Annotated in this window: 18 protein-coding genes; 5 read left to right on the forward strand and 13 right to left on the reverse strand. The window is 66.0% G+C overall.

Annotated features, from left to right (window positions below):
• Window positions 1–40: 40 nt before the first annotated feature.
• Window positions 41–769: a DUF732 domain-containing protein gene (locus FR943_RS22230; protein ID WP_217160448.1), complete on the reverse strand. Its 729-nt coding sequence runs from the start codon at window positions 767–769 to the stop codon at window positions 41–43.
• A gap of 138 nt (window positions 770–907) precedes the next feature.
• Between FR943_RS22230 and FR943_RS22235 the strand changes: the two genes are divergently transcribed.
• The 3 genes from FR943_RS22235 to FR943_RS22245 all read left to right on the forward strand — a co-directional run bounded on the left by FR943_RS22235 (window position 908) and on the right by FR943_RS22245 (window position 4,202).
• Window positions 908–1,825: a hypothetical protein gene (locus tag FR943_RS22235; protein WP_217160449.1), complete on the forward strand. Its 918-nt coding sequence runs from the start codon at window positions 908–910 to the stop codon at window positions 1,823–1,825.
• 373 nt (window positions 1,826–2,198) lie between these two features.
• Entirely contained in the window at window positions 2,199–3,443 is a 1,245-nt protein-coding gene (locus FR943_RS22240; protein ID WP_217160450.1) for a 7TM-DISM domain-containing protein, read from the forward strand.
• A gap of 126 nt (window positions 3,444–3,569) precedes the next feature.
• On the forward strand, window positions 3,570–4,202 hold the full coding sequence (locus FR943_RS22245) for a DUF4352 domain-containing protein (RefSeq protein WP_217160451.1): 633 nt from the start codon (window positions 3,570–3,572) through the stop codon (window positions 4,200–4,202).
• A gap of 60 nt (window positions 4,203–4,262) precedes the next feature.
• Here FR943_RS22245 and FR943_RS22250 read toward each other — a convergent pair whose 3' ends face one another.
• From FR943_RS22250 to FR943_RS22280, 7 genes are all read right to left on the reverse strand, one after another.
• Window positions 4,263–4,721: a hypothetical protein gene (locus tag FR943_RS22250; protein ID WP_217160452.1), complete on the reverse strand. Its 459-nt coding sequence runs from the start codon at window positions 4,719–4,721 to the stop codon at window positions 4,263–4,265.
• 83 nt (window positions 4,722–4,804) lie between these two features.
• The gene (locus FR943_RS22255; protein ID WP_217160453.1) at window positions 4,805–5,137 is read right to left on the reverse strand and encodes a hypothetical protein; all 333 of its coding nucleotides are present in this window, start codon (window positions 5,135–5,137) and stop codon (window positions 4,805–4,807) included.
• A gap of 8 nt (window positions 5,138–5,145) precedes the next feature.
• Entirely contained in the window at window positions 5,146–5,589 is a 444-nt protein-coding gene (locus FR943_RS22260) for a hypothetical protein (RefSeq protein WP_217160454.1), read from the reverse strand.
• A 325-nt stretch (window positions 5,590–5,914) separates the two neighbouring features.
• On the reverse strand, window positions 5,915–7,411 hold the full coding sequence (locus FR943_RS22265) for a SulP family inorganic anion transporter (RefSeq protein ID WP_217160455.1): 1,497 nt from the start codon (window positions 7,409–7,411) through the stop codon (window positions 5,915–5,917).
• 24 nt (window positions 7,412–7,435) lie between these two features.
• Complete coding sequence (locus tag FR943_RS22270) at window positions 7,436–8,185, reverse strand: ABC transporter ATP-binding protein (RefSeq protein WP_217160456.1); 750 nt, start codon at window positions 8,183–8,185, stop codon at window positions 7,436–7,438.
• On the reverse strand, window positions 8,182–9,057 hold the full coding sequence (locus FR943_RS22275) for an ABC transporter permease (protein WP_246585206.1): 876 nt from the start codon (window positions 9,055–9,057) through the stop codon (window positions 8,182–8,184). Before FR943_RS22275 ends, FR943_RS22270 begins: the two co-directional genes overlap by 4 nt.
• 35 nt (window positions 9,058–9,092) lie before the next feature.
• Complete coding sequence (locus FR943_RS22280) at window positions 9,093–10,550, reverse strand: ABC transporter substrate-binding protein (protein WP_217160458.1); 1,458 nt, start codon at window positions 10,548–10,550, stop codon at window positions 9,093–9,095.
• Window positions 10,551–10,693: 143 nt separating this feature from the next.
• On the opposite strand from FR943_RS22280, the gene FR943_RS22285 reads away from it, so the two are divergent.
• Entirely contained in the window at window positions 10,694–11,038 is a 345-nt protein-coding gene (locus FR943_RS22285) for a YidH family protein (RefSeq protein ID WP_308170628.1), read from the forward strand.
• Window positions 11,035–11,367 (forward strand): DUF202 domain-containing protein, encoded by a 333-nt coding sequence (locus FR943_RS22290; protein WP_217160460.1) that lies wholly within the window; start codon window positions 11,035–11,037, stop codon window positions 11,365–11,367. The genes FR943_RS22285 and FR943_RS22290 overlap by 4 nt, the downstream gene beginning before the upstream one ends.
• Here FR943_RS22290 and FR943_RS22295 read toward each other — a convergent pair.
• The 5 genes from FR943_RS22295 to FR943_RS22315 form a co-directional block, all read right to left on the reverse strand.
• Entirely contained in the window at window positions 11,346–12,242 is an 897-nt protein-coding gene (locus FR943_RS22295; RefSeq protein WP_217160461.1) for a hypothetical protein, read from the reverse strand. The two genes, FR943_RS22290 and FR943_RS22295, sit on opposite strands and share 22 nt — an antisense overlap.
• A gap of 168 nt (window positions 12,243–12,410) precedes the next feature.
• On the reverse strand, window positions 12,411–14,339 hold the full coding sequence (gyrB, locus tag FR943_RS22300) for a DNA topoisomerase (ATP-hydrolyzing) subunit B (protein WP_217160462.1): 1,929 nt from the start codon (window positions 14,337–14,339) through the stop codon (window positions 12,411–12,413).
• Window positions 14,340–14,356: 17 nt separating this feature from the next.
• Window positions 14,357–15,709, reverse strand: coding sequence for an arylsulfatase (locus FR943_RS22305; RefSeq protein ID WP_217160463.1), 1,353 nt, complete (start codon window positions 15,707–15,709; stop codon window positions 14,357–14,359).
• 60 nt (window positions 15,710–15,769) lie between these two features.
• Window positions 15,770–16,600 carry a GntR family transcriptional regulator gene (locus FR943_RS22310; protein ID WP_218046084.1) on the reverse strand — a complete coding sequence of 277 codons (831 nt, stop codon included), beginning with the start codon at window positions 16,598–16,600 and terminating at the stop codon, window positions 15,770–15,772.
• A gap of 123 nt (window positions 16,601–16,723) precedes the next feature.
• On the reverse strand, window positions 16,724–17,599 hold the full coding sequence (locus FR943_RS22315) for a formylglycine-generating enzyme family protein (protein WP_217160464.1): 876 nt from the start codon (window positions 17,597–17,599) through the stop codon (window positions 16,724–16,726).
• Between the last annotated feature and the right edge of the window lie 86 nt (window positions 17,600–17,685).

The raw sequence follows: 17,685 nt of genomic DNA on the forward strand, positions 1-17,685 counted from the left end.
AGCCCACACCGGCATCGGCGGCCTCACCCCTATCGAGCGACTACGCGTTCACAACCTGGCCGGGAATTACATGTCCCGGCCCCAGGTACGTCGTGGTCAGGATTTCTCCCTTGGCGTTCTTGACGGTCACCGCTGTGCCCGCACTGACATCGCTGTACCCGCCGGCACCGGCGCAGGTTGATCCGTCCACCTCGATCGAGGGGTAGTACGCGCTGGGCGAGTCGTCGTTGAGCGTGAAGGTCCCGGTGATCGTCGCCGTTTCGAGGACGTGAAATCCCTCCGCGAACTCCGGGCAGAAGTTCTGCACGGCAACCTCATCGGCCGGCATACCCTGCTGCGGACCGCCGTCGTTCAGTTCACGACACACCTGCCGGCCGTGCGCGACGGCGTTGGCATCGGAGTTGAATTCCCCCGCATGACCGGAATCCTTCAGCGCGGCCAGGTACTGATCTTCTGGGCTGACCCGCTCACGATGCAGATACAGGTACGCCCCGACTCCCGCACCAACGAGAGTCATCGCGACCACGACGGCCACCAGGACCCACACCCAGCGCCGCGAGCCCCCGGACGAATCCTGCTGAACAGCAACGCCTTCCAACTGGCTGGTCCCCATCGGATCCAACGTCTCGACCCCACCGTCGCGGGTGAGGTCGGTCGGTTGCCCACTGATGAAGTACCGCCCCTCGTGCCGGCCGGTGGGGTCGGGGCGCCAGCCGGTTTCGCCGATGATGCCGGGGACAGACTGGGCGGTCTCATAAGGGCTACTCATGATTTCCTCCTGGTTCGAGGTAGCCGCACATCGTGGCACCCGGCACCGACAAACGGCTCACGCCACCAGGACCTGAGCCGTTGACCAGGCACACCATCATCCCGCGGTGTTGTCGGTGCCAAGTTCTACGATCCGAGCGTGCCCAGGTTCGAACTGCTCAACGGGCTCTCCACCGCCGCACGGGTGAGCCTGATTGCCTGGTGCGTCCTGTTGTTGGCAGCGTTCGGGACCCAATCGTGGTGGCTCGGGCTGGCCGGTGCGTGCGCACTCGGCGTCGCCGGACAGGCGGCGTATCGGGCGCGACGGCCAGGCGATCTCGAACCGTGGGAGTGGCCGGAAGATTTCCGCACCACAGCCGAGGGGATGACACGGGCGATCGCGCCGACGCGGGAGCGCACCTACCTGCCGGACACCGCACAGGATGACATCGCCGAAATCGCCACGACCCTAGACGAACTGCAGCGGCTACTCGCCGAGAAACTTCCGCTGTGGCACTTGGCGGCGTTCACATCGGTGCTGTTGCAACGCCGCAACCGCGTGCGCTCACGGCTCCGCGCGTGCGCGTCGGGATACCAACCCGGGCCCGCGGCGCCGCTGGACGGCCCACACTATGCGTGGCTGGCGTGGCACGCGATGGACACCATCGCCGGTCTGGTCCATCAGCTGGAGCAGTTCATGCTCAGTCCGGCGTTCACGGGTGCGTTGTCGATGTCTGCCGGTGACGGAGGCCCGGACGCCGAGTCGGTCGTAACCCTCGCGCACCGGCTGATGGACTATCACGAGACGCTGCTGGTCGAAGCCGAGCGGTGTCTGCAGACCCCGGTCGACTCCAGCCTGATCGTGTTCGTTCAGGACGTTGGCAGCTTCGCCATGATCCCGCTGATGGGATACGACCGCTTCATCCGGACGATGTGCGATCGCGTGGGACAGGCCCAGGAACTACTGCCCTTCGCCGGGGAGAACGCACTCTCGCTCGACGACGCCAAGCTGACGATGGAGCTTCCCGACGAGTTGATCGACCAGATCATGGTGCACATGGAGCGGTTCAAGGCATAAGGGCCGCCGCTCTGCCGAGGACGTGGACGCCGACGTACCCCGCTGCTGGACTGGCAATGTACTCACTGGAATTCGGCGTTCCGGAGTATCCACCGATGAGGGAGGGCATCAAGGAATTTGACGACCTCCCACAAAGACCCACTACCCAGACTCCCCGACTATCCCGCCCTCACGGGCATTCCTCCGAGGCCCGAACATCGTCGTCTCGGAACCCGATCGCTGACCTCACCGATCGCCGGACGGCACCAACCCCGCGACGTCGTCGTGCAGGTGCGAGCCCGGTGTCGCTCGACCGATGCGACGGCAGCCAGCGCCTCACGCCGCCGAATCGGCGTATCCCTTGCGCAACAGGAAACGTAGCAGGCTCCCCTGCGTGATCGGGCAGGTCGCAACTCCCGCGTCCGACGCTGCCAGTCGGTGGCTGGGAAGCCCGGCGGAACATCCGGACGCGCCAGCCTGCCACAATCGCAGTGATCGCGCGCTGACCGCAAGCACGCGGCACTCGTCACTCCGGATCTTCTTCGCGGCTCACGCAGCACTCTCGGTCGAAAGGAACGGCACTTCGGTGTGGGTTTGGTACGACACGGCGCCGTGGTGGGTGCGTTGGCTCATCACGTCAGCGTTTGCCATCTTGGGGCTTCTGTTTTTCTGCTGGGCGGTGCTGGAACCGGGGCACCACTGGTGGACTCTGTGGCCGACCTGGATGGTGGGCGCTGCCCTGAGCATCTTCGGCCTTCTCATCGCCGCGCCGATGACGCTGTTGGCTCAGCCCGTCGTGAACAGTTTCTCGGCCACGCTCGCCGGGCTCACCTCTGCCCAACGCACCGCCGTCGCGCGGGCGTTACGCCGCGAACCGGTACCCACTGATCCAGCAGTGTTGGCCGCGGCCGTGCGCGCCGGCGACCTCTCCGATGCGTATCGACGATTGGTCTCCCCGACGCGACGCCGCCTCACCTGGCTGCTCATCGCACTGTTCGGTGTAGTCCTTCCAGCCCTCGAATTCACGCTCGACCAGCCACGGATCGCAGTGATGTACCTCGGAGTCGGGGTACTGCTCGCCGCCACCGCGGTGCGGTCTGAATGGGCCCGGCGGCGCAGCGGGCCACGCCTGGTCCGGCTGCGCGCCGCGGCAGCCGCCGAACCGCAGGTTGCCCAAGTCGTCGCGCAGGCAGTGCCCCCCGGCCAACCCACCGCCCGTCAACGCTGGCTCGGCATCGGACTGATCTTCGTGGTGACGACGGCGGCCGCTACGGCATGTGTGTTCGTCGCGGCCGTCACCAACCAGGACTGCCGCATCGTGCGGGACGTTGGTCTCCATGTCAGCGCACACCGCGATCTACTCAACCCACGCTTGATCGGCACCGATGGACCGGATCTGTCCGAATACCGCGCCTGGTCCGATGAGTTGCGACGCCATGCAGACCGGGCTCGTGTCCCGGGGGTCAATCGTTCACTGCAGCAGATTGCCGACTTGTCGACCGAGGTCGTCGTGTCCGTCGAGCAGGCACGCGCCGCAAGCGACGACGACAAGGGCAGCCGAACCATGCACTACCTCGACGTCGTTCAACGACTCATCGATGCCGAGAATCAGCTGATCGCAGCATGCACACGCAGCTGAGCTATCGGCCTCGTGCAGGTGAGACCGGTGGCCGGATCACCACGACCCGAACTTGTCGGCACCCGGTTGTACGTTCTCCTGTTCGCCTGGCACCGGTGCCCGGGCGAGAGACAGAAGGACAAATCGATGAGCAATCCGTACCAGCAGCCTGCAGACCCGAATTACCCTGCCGCGCAGGGCTTTCCTCAGTACGCACCGCCCCGCGCCAAGAAGCGCAAATGGCCGATGATCGTCATCGGCGTCGTCGCTTTCCTCGCCGTCATATCGGCTTTCTCGGACAAGGACGACACGAAGCAGGACGCCAAGCCCAGCTCCGCGCTCGCCGCACAGGCCCCCGCCCACCAGGACACCTCGACGGCCCGGCTCAACACCCCGGTCCGGGACGGCAAGTTCGAGTTCGTCGTCAAGACGGTGCAGCCCGGCCTGGCCGAGGTCGGCGACAACCCGTATCTGCGTCAGAAAGCGCAGGGGCAGTTCGTGATCGTGACGCTGAGCGTGCAGAACATCGGTGACCGGGCCCAGGGATTCAGCCCGTCCAACCAGAAGCTGATCGACACCCAGGGCCGCAGTTTCGAGACCGACGCATCAGCGCAGATCGCATTGGGTGATTCGGATATCCCGGTCTGGGACAACATCAACCCCGGCAACGCCGTCGACGTGTCCCTCGTCTACGACATGCCGGCGGCCGCGGTGCCGGCCCGCATCGAACTGCACGACTCGATGTTCTCCGGCGGTGTCACCGTGGAGCTGACGCCGTAGTCGGACGTCGGGGCCGTCCGTACTTGGGCGGCCCCGACGAAGGCGCCGCATGCCCGCGACTCATTGAACCCGTGGTTTGGCCGGGGTCGGTTGCTCTGGCAGATCGTCGATCATCGCGTACGAGATGTAGTCGCACTTGTCGAAGTCCAGTTGCTCGTCGCGACCAAGGGTGTTGTCGATGACGTACGCGAACCGCACCGGGAACCCTTTCATCCCGGCATGCAACTGCGTTCCCGCCATCAAACTCGCGATGATCACGGCGTAGATCCACACGAAGCGGCCGGCCGCATCCTCACCGACAAACTCTGACTGGCATCTGCCCCAATCGAACTCATCGGCGGGGTGATACTTGATCGGGCGCTCCAGCACGGCCAATGCGTAGTCAGGTCGATCCGATCCAGCCATCTGCCGCGACAGCCGTGCTGCCACTGGCAACTGCTGACGAAGCTCCTCAACGGCCGCGAACTCGCCGCCACCGAACTGGTCATAGTCGACATCAGCGACGACAAAGCCCGCCATCATCCCTCCCCCGCGCAAGACAGAATCCTAACCCCGCCGGCCGGCGACCCCTGCTTTTAGCAGTCCGTCCTCGCGCCCTATTGCTAACTCAGATCGAATCGTCCTTCGCGCAGCCGCTCCGGAGCCCGCGAGCCCACCAACTCCATCCGGTCCTCGGGATGCCGCCAGTAATGCCGGACCAGCCAGTACAGCGCGACGCCCGTGGGGACGTAGAGGTTCAGGCCACCGATAACCTTCTCGCTGCCGTCACGGAGGCACAGCACCACCGGCCTGCCGGCCTTCTTGCCGTCCTTGGTCTCCGAATGATCCTTGACGTCGACAATGTCATCCCATTCAACGGCCCTGGTTTTGAGCACGTCAGCGACCTCGACCATTGCGGGTGTGAACTTGAGGTAGCCGACTCCTCGTCGTCGCACCCTTGCAATCAAGCCGATGACCGCCAACGCGGCAAGTGCCATGAACAGCGGAGGCGAGAAGATCTGCATCCCTCGCGACATAGGAATGTCGATCGCACCTCGCGGTATGAAGAACCCAGCAGCAGTGCCGAGGGCGCGATCACCGCGAGTCCTGTCACATACAGAATGCCCACCCGCTTGTCCGGCCACACGGTGAATCCGGTTGCGTCGCTGGAGGTCCGCGTCCGCGTCTTGCCGGCTGCCGCCAACAGCAGCCCAACGATCATCAGGATCGGAAACGTGACGAACCCGAACAGCAGAACCGACGTCAGGTAGTTGCCGCGCAGACCGGCAAGAATCCCTAGGACGATGAAATAGGCCGAGCCCGCGGTTGCGCCGGTGACCAACCAGAACAGCCGCTTGCCGGATACTGCCCAGTTCTTTGGCGTGGGAAGGCTCAGTGCGGACACCAAGCATCCCTGACGAATGCGCCTCCCCCGGCGCCACCGAGACCTCCGACGGGACCTGTAGTGAGCCACAACGCTGCACCGCCCAGCATCATCTACCTCCCCGAATACGTCGTCCGACCTTCATTGTCACCTACGGTCACCGAGCCGCCTTACGGTTCGCCCGGGCGGGATCCATACGGGCCCGAAGGCACTGTGACGAACGTGCAGGCTTTCCGGACGAACTCGCCGTCCTGGCAGGGAAAAGCTGCACATTCGTCACAGTGTTCCGAACCGAACATCGGACCTGAACCACCCCGCACCAGCACCGAGAACCACAGACCCCCGACGCTCACACCCCCAACCGGCCCGACAACCGGTTCAGCCGATCCAGACTCACCCCGTCCAGCCCCACGAACGAAACAGACTTGCCCCGGGCCAGGTACTTGAGCCGGATCGCGTCGAGGCTCGCCACCGACGAGGCGTCCCACACCGACACTCCGGACATGTCGATCACCACTTCGGAAGGATCACCGGCATAGTCGAATTGGTGCACCAGGTCATTGCTGGACACGAAGAACAGATCCCCGCGCACCCGGTAGGTCCGCACATCCTCAGGCCCCGGGAGCACGGTCACCGAGGTGAAGTGCGCGACGCGACGCGCAAACGCCACCATGGCGGCCAGCACGCCCAACGACACCCCGACCGCCAGATTCCCGGTCGCCACGGTCGCGACGACCGTCACCACCGTGACCAGGGTTTCACTGCGCGGCAACACCTTCAGGGTCCGGGGCGTGACACTGTGCCAGTCGAACGTCGCGAACGACACCACGATCATCACCGCCACCAGCGCGGCCATCGGGATACGGCCGACGAGATCGCCCAACGTCGCCACCAGGATCAACACGAACACCCCGGTCAACAGCGTGGACAACCGCGTCCGGGCCCCGGCGACCTTGACATTCATCATGGTCTGCCCCACCACCGCGCATCCGCCCATGCCGCCGAACAACGCCGTCACCACATTGGCCACGCCCTGCCCACAGGCCTCGCGAGTCTTGTTCGACGGGGTATCGGTGATGTCATCGACCAGTTTGGCCGTCATCAGCGACTCCAACAGCCCGACCAGCGCCGCCCCCAACGCATATGGCGCGATCACCTGCAGGGTGTGCAAAGTTAGTGGCACGTCCGGGAAACCGGGCACCGGCAGCGAATCCGGCAGGGCCCCTTGATCTCCCACATCGGGCACATCCCAGCCGAAGTACACCACCGCGACCGTCAACACCAGCACCACCACCAGCGGCGCCGGCACCGCCGTGGTCAGCTTCGGCAGCGCGAACATCAGGACCACGCCCACCACCACCAGCGGATACACCAGCCACGGCACGTCGACCAGATGCCGCAGCTGCGATACCAGCACCAGGATCGCCAACGCGTTGACGAAGCCGACCATCACACTGCGCGGAATGAACCGCATCAGCTTGGCCACCCCGAAGAACGCCAGCAGCATCTGGAACACCCCGGCCACCAGGATGGTGGCGACCAGATACCCCACCCCGAACTCCCGGGCCACCGGGGCGACGACGAGCGCGACCGCGGCCGTGGCGGCGGTGATCATCGCCGGCCGCCCGCCGGTGACGGCGATGGTGATCGCCATGGTCACCGTGGAGAACAGCCCCACCCGCGGATCGACGCCGGCGATCACCGAGAACGCAATGGCCTCGGGGATCAGGGCCAGCGCGACGACCAGGCCGGCCAGTACCTCGGTGCGCAGCACGGACGCTGACCGCAACGACGGCCCGGCCGAACCGGTCGCAGGCGCGCGGAATCCAGGGACGGTGATGCTCATCGAAACTCCTTGGGCGAAAACAGATCAAGCGGCCGGGCGGTGCCCGAGGAAGTCCAGGATGTCGCGGCGGCGCCGCTGGTAGGACTCCTCGAACTGCGCGTCGGGCGTACGCGGCTTCTCGATCGTGATGACATCGGCGACGGTCGCCGGCCGGTGGCTCAACAACACGATCCGGTCGGCCAGCAGCAGCGCCTCGTCGACATCGTGGGTGACGAACAGCAGCGTCATCTTCTGCATCTCCCACACCGACGTCAGCAACTGCTGCATCTCCAGTCGGGTCTGGGCATCCAGCGCACCGAACGGCTCGTCCATCAACATCACCCGCGGCTCACAGGCCAGGGTGCGGGCCAGTTGCACCCGCTGCCGCATCCCGCCCGACAGCTGGCTGGGCAGGTGATCGAGATAGGCGCCGAGCCCGACCTGTTCCAGCCGCGCAGCCGCGGTCTCCTTGAGCTCCCGGCCGCGAATCCCCCGGACTTTCAAGGGAAACTGGACATTCTTCAGCGCGGAACGCCACGGGAATAACGCGTCCTCCTGGAACACCATGGCGCACTGGGCCGCGTTGCCGGTGACGGGTGCACCGTCGACAGTCGCGGTGCCGCCCATCGGTTTCAGCAGACCGGCCAGGGCCCGCAGGATCGTCGACTTGCCACAACCGGACGGGCCGAGGAACACCACCACTTCGCCGGGTCGGATCTCCAGCGTGATGTTGGCGGCGACGACTCCATTGAAGCCGAGCTGCAACTGCTGCAGGTTGACGGCGCCGGCGCTCATCGGGCGGCCCTCGGCAGCCAACGGTTGACCCGACGCCCGACCCGCTCGACCAGCCAGGCGGTGCCCAGCCCCAGTGCGCCGATGGAGATCATGCCGACCACGACACCGGCGTAATCGAGCAGACCGTAGGCCTGCCAGGTGTAGTACCCGATGCCGAACTGGCCGGAGATCATCTCCGCGCTCACCACACAGATCCACGCCACACCCATCGCCACCGACAGCCCGGCGAAGATGCCGGGCAGTGCGCCCGGGATGATCACCTGGAACAGCAACGACATTCGTCCGGCACCCATGGTCTGGGCGGCCTCCTCCCACACCTTCGGCATGGAGTCCATGGCGTGGATCGTGCTGACCACCACCGGGAAGAACGCCGCGAAGAACGTGATGAACACGATGCCCTGCTCGCTGGACGGGAACAGCAGGATGGTCAGCGGCACCAGCGCGATCGCCGGGATCGGCCGGATCAGTTCGATGAAGGGCCGCAACGCCATTCGGGCGATCTCCGAGCGCCCGACCAGCACCCCCAACCCGATACCGACCACCGCGGCCAGGCCGAAGCCGAGCAGGATGCGCTGCAGGCTGGCCAGCAGGTCGTCGTAGTAGCTGCCCGAGCTGACCCGCGCCAACAGCGCCTGCAACACCGCCTCCGGGGCGGGCATGCGATTGAACCGCAGCCACGCGACGACGTTGTTGGTGGTCAGCAGGTGCCAGGCCGCCAGGAACGCGCTGATCGGGATCAGCGGCAGCAGCAGCGCCGGAACCCGTCGGGTGACGAAGGCAGGCAGTAGCTCTGCCAGGCCGCGCCGCGACGACTTCTCGCCCCGGTGGGCCGGGGACCACAACCGCGGGGCGGTGATCGTTGGCCGTGTCATGAGGTCGGTCATACGGTTTCCTTTCTGAGAGGGGTTCAGCCGGCGGTGCGGGACTGCCCCACGGCAGCCGAGTACGCGACGGGCCGGGCCTGTGGATGGTCGGCCCGGTAGGTGTCGGCACCGGCTTTGGTGGCGAACGGCTTGTACCGCTGAGTCGGTTGTGCGGATGGATCTTCAAGCCAGACGGCGTGATCGGCGAAGATCCGCAGCCCGGTCATCGTGTCGGGCACATAGGCCGCCCGCAGCTCGGGTATCTCGGCCACCCGCCGCAGCAGGCAGGTCGGCGTCGCGGCGACCTCGGTGGTCTCGGCTCCCGACGGCCATATCTCGGACGCCTGCGCCGGATCGTTCACCGGCAGCTCACAGACCTCGTCGAAACCGGTGAGCGTCATCGGGTTGGCCACACTGGCGCTGCGCCAGTCATAGTCGCCGCCGAACAACTGGCGCAGATACCCGTCGTTGACAAACCCGGTCACATCGAAATCCTTTGTCACCGAACCACGCCCGACAAGGTAGCGCTTCACCGAGGCGAACGCGGTGCGGAACTGCTCCTTGAGGGTGATGTCGAAGCTGACCAGCCCGTTGGGGCCGTTGTAGAGGTAGATGACCTCGGGCTCGATACCGGTCAGCTCCCCCACCCGCTGCGCGGCCGCCAGCGGATCGGCGACGACGGCGTCGGTGGTGGCCTTCATCGCCCGCAGGAACGCCGCCATCACCGCGGGATGCCCGTGGGCGAACTGCTTGCGCACCACCACCCCGTGGAACGTCGGCACGTTGTTGTCGCCGCCGTCGTACAGCAGCCGGCCCTGGTTGCGGTAGACCACCAGCTGCGGCCAGGGCACGAACTGCGCCAGCCCGTCGACCTGTCCCCCGTCGATGGCCGACGCGCCCACCGACGGGTCCTGGTTGACGATGTGCACGGCGTTCTTGTCCATACCGTTGTTGCGCACCGCCGACGAGAACATCCCGTCGCCGGCCGATCCGAGGCTGGTGGACACCTTCTTGCCGGACAGATCGGCCAGGGTCTGCGCTGACGAATCCGACGGGACCACCACCTGATTGAGCGACCCGCGCAGGTTGTAACCGGTGGTCGCGACCATCTCGGTAGCCGCGTCGTCGTACTTGCGGGTCTTGGATCCGTTGGTCAGCAGCGGATAGTCGCCCATCGAGCCGATGTCGACGTGGGTGGCGATCATCTGCGCGGTCAGCGGGGCTCCGGAGGCGAAGTCCTGCCACACCACCCGATACCTGGTGTTGGTGGCCGCGCCCAGTGCCTTGAGCTCGTTCTCGAAGTCGCCGCGATCGCGCAGCAGGGTGCCGGCGTTGACGGTGTTGATGGTCTTGGATTGGTAGCCGACGTTGACGACGACGGTCGGCTCGGTGAGCAGACCGCACCCGGTCAGCAGCTGCGCGCCGCCCACCGTGACTGCGGCCAGCAGAGCAGCCGACCGGGCCCGCCACCGGCCCCGAGGGAGATCTTGCACGTCGTCCATGCACACAAGCGTCGACGGTTTCTGTTACCTCACTGTCATGTGAGGTTGCGCGGCAGTTACGCCATCCGCACAGAATGAACGCCGAGGTTACGCCACCGGTGCCATCCTGGCGACCCGCCGATGTTTCGGAAAAGCTTGCAGCCGTGGAGATTCCGATCGAACCCGACTATCGGTTCACGCTGGCCAACGAACGCACGTTTCTGGCCTGGCAGCGCACCTCGCTGGGGCTGCTCGCCGCAGCGGTGGCGGTGGTGCAGTTCATGCCCGAACTGACAATTCCGGGTGTGCGCCACATACTGGGCGTGGCGGTCGGGGTCATGGCGATCCTGACGGCGATCGCGGGCCTGCGCCGGTGGGCCCAGGTGGACCGGGCGATGCGCCACGACCAGCCGCTGCCCCGCGCCGCCGTACCGACGTATTTAACCGCCGGCCTGGCGATGATGGGCCTGATCACGGTGGGTGTGGCGATCGTGGCGACGGTGCGATGACGCGCCAGGCGCTGGCGCAGGACCGCGGTCTGCAGGCCGAGCGGACCGCCCTGGCCTGGACGCGCACCGCACTGGCGATCGCCGCGTCGGGCGTGCTGGTGTTGATGCGCGACGGCCATCTCCTCGACAACCAGCTGCGGTCAGCCGTCGTCGTGGCGGCCGCCGCGCTGGCAGCTGCGGTCTACATGCTCGGGGCGCAGCGTCGCCGGCAGCTGCTGGCGCGCCCGGGGGACTGCGCCGCCGCCGGCCGCCGCTACGTGCCCGCCGTCGGATCCGCCGTCATCATCGAGGGCGCGCTGATCGTGACCTACCTGGCGCTGCCGGCCTGACGCCGCGCGGCCAACAGTTTCTGCCGCACCCGCGGTACCAGCTCCGATCGACCGGACACCATCGCCTTGGTTGCCCACACCACCGACCAGCCGAACCATTCGAGTTCGGCCGTCTGCTTGTGCACCCGCTCGCGATAGCCCGGCGTATCCTCCTCCTCGTCACACTCGATGGCGAGCTGCCATCGCGGCCAGCCCATCGGCACGCGGTTACACATCATCCCGCACACGTCGTAGAACCGGATCCCAGTTTCGAGCCCCGGTATGCCGATGTAGCGCAGCGCCAGTCGAGTTCGCGTCTCGAGCGGGGTTTGGGAAGCGCCGTCGGCCACCGCAAGTGCACTCCGCAACCGGTCGACGCCACGAACCCCGCTGTTCGCGCGCCTCAAGGCCCACACGTCCTCCGGGTCGAGCAAGGTCTTGTTCATCAACGCGTCGATGATCGGTACCGCCTCCTCGTGCGGCAGCAATCGGCCCAGATCGAATGCCGTCCGCGCAGCGGTGGTGATCCTCATGCCCTCCCTTTGCATGACATCCTCTGGAGCAAGGGCGTACGAGTGCACCCGCAGCCCTTTCGGTGCATGACGATTGGCGCGGACGATCTCCGCCGGTGCATCGGCGTTCAGCCATTTGGTGCCATGGACGGCAGCCGCCGACACTCCGCTGAGCACGGCATCCGGGCCGGCGAACAGCCAGGCGGCCCGGGCACGCAACAAGGGCGTCAGGGCAACCTCGTTGTCGAGATACACGTTGCGGTAGACAGCGCGGTACTTCGTCTCCAGCTCGTGCGTGGTGAGCAGGCCGGCCCGCACCGCCTCCCGGCCGAGAAATGGGCTGGGTTGTCGGCCCGAGAACGCCCCTGGGAATTGTCCGGTCATGGTGCCAGCATCGGCGGGGCCCCCGACAATGTGCCGGCTCAACCCGGAGTTATCCACAGGGGCGAGCACTGTGACGAGTGTGCAGGATATTCGGGCGAACTGCCGATTCTGGCCGGAAAAGCCGCACGCTCGTCACAGTGTTTCGGACAGGACATAGGGACCTGCCGGTCAGACATCGAGAAAGCGAATGTCCTTGGCGTTGCGGGTGATGAAGCTGCGACGGGCCTCCACGTCTTCGCCCATCAGGATGGAGAACAGCTCGTCGGCCGCGGCAGCATCGTCGAGTGTCACCTGACGCAACACCCGCACCGACGGATCCATCGTGGTCTCCCACAATTCCTTGGCGTCCATCTCACCGAGACCCTTGTACCGCTGGATACCGTCGTCCTTGTTGATCTTCCGGCCCGCGGCGAGCCCCGCCTGCAACAGCGCGTCGCGCTCCCGGTCGGAGTAGGCGAACTCCGGCTCCTGACGCTGCCATTTGAGCTTGTACAACGGCGGCTGCGCCAAGAACACATGCCCGTTCTCGATCAGCGGCTTCATGAACCGGAACAGCAACGTCAACAACAGCGTCGAAATATGCTGACCATCCACATCGGCATCGGCCATCAACACGATCTTGTGATACCGCAGCTTGGAAATGTCGAACTCGTCATGGATACCGGTACCCAACGCCGTGATGATGGCCTGGACCTCGGTGTTCTTCAACACCCGGTCGATGCGGGCCTTTTCGACGTTGATGATCTTGCCGCGCAACGGCAGGATCGCCTGGAACATCGAATCCCGACCACTCTTGGCCGAGCCACCGGCCGAATCGCCCTCCACCACATACAGTTCGGACCTACTCGGATCCGTGGACCGGCAATCGGCCAGCTTGCCCGGCAGCCCACCGATGTCGGTGGCGCTCTTACGCCGCACCAACTCGCGGGCCCGCCGCGCGGCCACCCGGGCCTGCGCCGACGACGCCACCTTGGTGACGATCACCTTCGCCTCGGCCGGGTTCGCCTCGAACCAGTGGGTCAGCTGCTCGTGGCAGACCTTCTGAACGAACGAGCGGATCGCGGCGTTGCCGAGCTTGGTCTTGGTCTGGCCCTCGAACTGCGGTTCGGACACCTTCACCGAGATCACCGCGGCCAAACCCTCACGGATGTCCTCACCGGTGAGGTTCGGAGCGTGCCCCTTGCCGCTGTCCTTGAGAAGTTTCTTGTCCTTGCCGTACTTGTTGACCACGCTCGTCAACGCCGCCCGGAAACCCTCCTCATGGGTGCCACCCTCATGGGTGTTGATGGTGTTGGCGAACGTGTGTACCGACTCGGAATACCCTGCGTTCCACTGCATCGCGATCTCGACCTCATGACCGGGGCCCGCTCCGTCGAACGCGATGACCGACGTCTGGATCGGGTCTTTCACCCGGTTGATGTGGCGGACGTAGTCGATCAGGCCGCCGGGATGGTGGTAGGTGCGGGTCTCGCCGTCGGGGTCACGCCGATCGGTGAGGGTGAGGATCAGGCCCTTGTTGAGAAAGGCCATCTCCTGCAGCCGCCGGGCGATGGTCTCGGCGCTGTACTCGGTGGTCTCGAAAACCTCAGGGTCCGACCAGAATCGGACGGTGGTGCCGGTGCGGTTGGACGGTGCACCGCGGGTCAGGGTGGCCGGCACCGACCGGTCGTAGTGCTGGGACCACTGGTAGCCGTCGCGGTGGATGCCCACCTCCAGCCGGGTGGACAGCGCGTTGACGACCGATACCCCGACCCCGTGCAAACCACCGGACACCTGGTAGGACTCGCCGTCGAACTTGCCACCGGCGTGCAGCTGGGTCATCACCACGTCGACGGTGGGAATCCCCGTCTCGTGCATGGCCACCGGGATGCCGCGGCCGTCGTCGCTGACCTCGACGCCGCCGTCGGCAAGCAATGTCACGTCGACGCGGGTGGCGTAGCCGGCCATTGCCTCGTCCACCCCGTTGTCCACCACCTCCCACACCATGTGGTGCAGGCCGCGCTCACTGGTCGACCCGATGTACATGCCGGGCCGTTTGCGGACGACGTCGAGTCCTTCGAGGATCGTGATCGACGCGGCGTCATAGGTAGTGGACACGGTGTTTCCCTCCGGGGTTACTGGCTGCGGGCCGGGACGAAATCGATTGGGGCGCCGGCCGGAATAAGTGCCTCGGTCTCGACGCTGGCCTCGAACTCCTGGATGAAGCGGTAGGCGTGTTGCATCACCCACCACCGCACCCACGTCTGATTGACCGCCTCACGTTCCTTCGGGTCTTCCAGAAGATTCGTGATGCGGGCGAACCCGAGCGGGATTTCCGGATCGTGGAAATGCTGCTGGCGCTTGAAGTTGATCTTGAACTGCGACCACTTCACCGCGTGCAGCTCCTCGTTGAGCCACACCATGCAGCCCTCACGGCCGGATTCCTCGGCGCCGCTGAAGAATTCCCGCTGGTCGATACCGTCGATGATGCGGTCCTCGGGAACATCGCAGCCGGCCCACCGCAGCAGCGTCGGGAACATGTCGGTGACGTGCACCATCTCGTTGCTCTCGCGCGGGGCGACCTTGCCCGGCCAGCGGATCAAGCACGGGGTCCGGATACCACCCTCGGCGGAGCTGAAGTAGGACCCGTCGAAGAATCCCGCGGTGCCACGGCCGGCCAGGTGGTCCTCGGCGCCGTTGTCCCCGGCCATGATGACGATGGTGTTGTCGTCGACACCGAGCTCCGTCAGGTAGTCCAGGATGCTGCCGAAGTCGTGATCGAGCATGAGCAGCGAATCACCCCAGGCCCCATTGGTGCTCTTGCCCTTGAACTCGTCGCGGACCTCCATCGGGAAATGCATCAACGAGTGGTTGTGGTAGAGGAAGAACGGCTTGTCGTCCTCCACGCTGCGTTTCATGAACGCCTTGGCCCGGCGGTCGTATTCACCGTCGACCTCACCCTTGAGCTTGACCGTCAACTGCTGGTCGGTGGTGTGCACACCGTCGGCCTTGGTGCCGTCATACATGTAGGAGTAGCCGTCACGCTCCGCCTTGTACCACGGGTCGTCGGGCCACAGGCATTCGTCATAGGTGCGGGCCGGGCCGTACCACTCGTCGAAGCCGTGATCGGTCGGCCACCGGCCGTCTTCGGCTCCGATGTGCCACTTGCCGAAACACGCTGTGGCATAGCCCGCTTCGGACAAGATGTCGCCCATGGTGCGTTCCCAGGCCACGATGCCGCCGCCATTGCCGCCCAGCGCGATGGTGTGGTTGCCCGAGCGGATCGGGTACCGCCCGGTCATCAGCGCCGAGCGGGTGGGGGTGCACTGCGGTTCGACGACGAAGTGCGACAGCTTGAGCGATTCGGCGGCGAACGCGTCCATCCGGGCGGTGTCGGCGCCACGCAGGATGCCGCCGCCGTAGCAGCCGAGCTCCCCCATCCCCAGGTTGTCGACGTGGAAATACACGATGTTGGGCTTTTTGGGCATGGTTGAACTACCTCTCTGTCGGTGGGGTGAAAACTGTTGAGGGTGAAGGGAAAGCGCCGGCTACTTTGGCGGCTGAGGCGGCTGATTCGCCTGAGGTGATCGATCGGGTCCGCGCGCGGCGGTGGTGACCAGTGAGCAGCGGTCCCCGCGGTAGCGCACGGTCTCGAAGTCGAACGGGGTGCCGTCTTCGAGATAGGTCAACCGGTGCAGCAGCAACAGTGGCGCCCCGGTTCGAATTTGCAGCAGCTCAGCAGTTTTGGCGTCGGCCGATACCGACTCCACGGTCATCTCCGCCCAGCCCAGCCGCATCCCGAGTTCCCGCTCGATGAGGGCGAAGACGTCCTGGCTGTCCAGGTTCGCGTCGACGGGGATCGCCCCGATTCGCAGTGACGTGGTGTCCAGTGACAGCGGTACCCCACTGACCGAGCGCAATCGTTCGATGAACAGGATCGGCGCGTTCTCCGGCAGTTGGAGTTTGGCCGCGACGAATGGCGAGGCCACCGATTCGCGCACCGACAGCACCGAGTTCTCCACGGGCAGTTGATGTCCGGCCAGCGATTCGGCCAGCCCTTCCAGCCGGTCGATGCGCTGGCTGAGCTTGGCACCGGTGACGAACGTGCCCGCGCCCTGAACCCGGGTGATCAGGCCCTCGCCCCGGAGCAGCTCGAGCGCTTCGCGGATCGCATTGCGGCTGACCCCGAACTCGGCGGCGAGTTCGTTCTCCGACGGCAGCATCGGTCGCGCCGCGGCCAGCCCGCCGTAGACGCCGTCGAGGATCTGGCCGCGCAGCACATCGCGGGCCCAGCGCGCCGCGTCGGCCCGCGTTCCGGCGTACTCCCGCGGCGCAGGACGTGGGAAGTCCTTCGGCGGGATGTGCGGGCGGCGGGTCATGACCTCACTGTGCCATCGATGTCAGGTGGTGGCGATACGGAGCGTGTTACGCCACCTGTTACATCGCAAAGCCCTAGGCCAGCGGCTATCGGGCGGCGTTTTAGCGGCGCTTCCGCCACTCGTTCAGTCGGTGACGCAGCGGAAACCGATGTGCGTGGTGGCGCTGTCCTGGGATTGCGAGGACCGCGCGGCCGGCCGGTAGCGGTGGCAGTATTCAGGCGCACACAGGTGTGACCCGCCCTTGAGCGTCTGCATCACGGTCGGATCCCCGTTGGGCGCCGGGCAGCATCCCGACACCTGCGGGGTGGCCTGGTGCCGCGGCGTGTAGCGGGTGGTGGTCCATTCCCACACGTTGCCGATCATGTCGAGCAGGCCGAAGCCATTGGGCGAGAACGTGCCCACCGGTGACGTGCCGGCCCAGCCGAGGGCACCGTCGTTGCGATACGGGAACTTGCCCTGCCAGGTGTTGGCCATCAACTGCCCCTGCGGCCGTACGTCGTCGCCCCAGGCGTAGGTGGTAGTGCTCCCGGCCCGAGCCGCATATTCCCACTGCGCTTCGGTGGGAAGCCGGCGGCCGGCCCAGGCCGCATAGGCGGCCGCGTCGGGGTAGGCGACCTGCACCACGGGATGCTCGAGCCGGTCCTCGATCGAGGATCCCGGGCCCTGCGGATGTTTCCAGCAGGCTCCGGGCGCCCACGTCCACCATTGCCGCCAGTCCCGCAGGTTCACCGGGCCGTCGGTGGGACAGAACACGAGAGCCCCGGGGACGAGCTCGTCGGCCGGGACGCCCGGGAACGCCGCCGGGTCCAGCTCGCGTTCGGCGACGGTGACATAGCCGGTGGCAGAGACGAATTCGCCGAACTGTGCATTGGTGACCGGATGCCGCTCGATCGCGAACGGGCCCACGGTGACCTCGTGCACCGGGGCTTCCTCCGGATAGAAGTCTTGCGATCCCATGCGGTAGGTGCCGCCGGGGAGAGCGATCAGTTCGGTCAACATGCCGACAGAGTAGGCAGGTCGCGGGCCGACCGCAGGGGACGGGATCTGTGGGACATCAGGTGGTAGCTGGCGCTGTGACGAACGTG

Source organism: [Mycobacterium] fortunisiensis (assembly GCF_019050325.1).
Lineage (GTDB): Bacteria > Actinomycetota > Actinomycetes > Mycobacteriales > Mycobacteriaceae > Mycobacterium > Mycobacterium fortunisiensis.

Coding starts and splice junctions, on each gene's coding strand:
- FR943_RS22230 (WP_217160448.1), bottom strand. CDS start 769: ATGAGTAGCCCTTATGAGACCGCCCAGTCTGTCCCCGGCATCATCGGC.
- FR943_RS22245 (WP_217160451.1), top strand. CDS start 3,570: ATGAGCAATCCGTACCAGCAGCCTGCAGACCCGAATTACCCTGCCGCG.
- FR943_RS22250 (WP_217160452.1), bottom strand. CDS start 4,721: ATGGCGGGCTTTGTCGTCGCTGATGTCGACTATGACCAGTTCGGTGGC.
- FR943_RS22265 (WP_217160455.1), bottom strand. CDS start 7,411: ATGAGCATCACCGTCCCTGGATTCCGCGCGCCTGCGACCGGTTCGGCC.
- FR943_RS22270 (WP_217160456.1), bottom strand. CDS start 8,185: ATGAGCGCCGGCGCCGTCAACCTGCAGCAGTTGCAGCTCGGCTTCAAT.
- FR943_RS22275 (WP_246585206.1), bottom strand. CDS start 9,057: ATGACACGGCCAACGATCACCGCCCCGCGGTTGTGGTCCCCGGCCCAC.
- FR943_RS22280 (WP_217160458.1), bottom strand. CDS start 10,550: ATGGACGACGTGCAAGATCTCCCTCGGGGCCGGTGGCGGGCCCGGTCG.
- FR943_RS22290 (WP_217160460.1), top strand. CDS start 11,035: ATGACGCGCCAGGCGCTGGCGCAGGACCGCGGTCTGCAGGCCGAGCGG.
- FR943_RS22295 (WP_217160461.1), bottom strand. CDS start 12,242: ATGACCGGACAATTCCCAGGGGCGTTCTCGGGCCGACAACCCAGCCCA.
- FR943_RS22305 (WP_217160463.1), bottom strand. CDS start 15,709: ATGCCCAAAAAGCCCAACATCGTGTATTTCCACGTCGACAACCTGGGG.
- FR943_RS22310 (WP_218046084.1), bottom strand. CDS start 16,600: ATGACCCGCCGCCCGCACATCCCGCCGAAGGACTTCCCACGTCCTGCG.
- FR943_RS22315 (WP_217160464.1), bottom strand. CDS start 17,599: ATGTTGACCGAACTGATCGCTCTCCCCGGCGGCACCTACCGCATGGGA.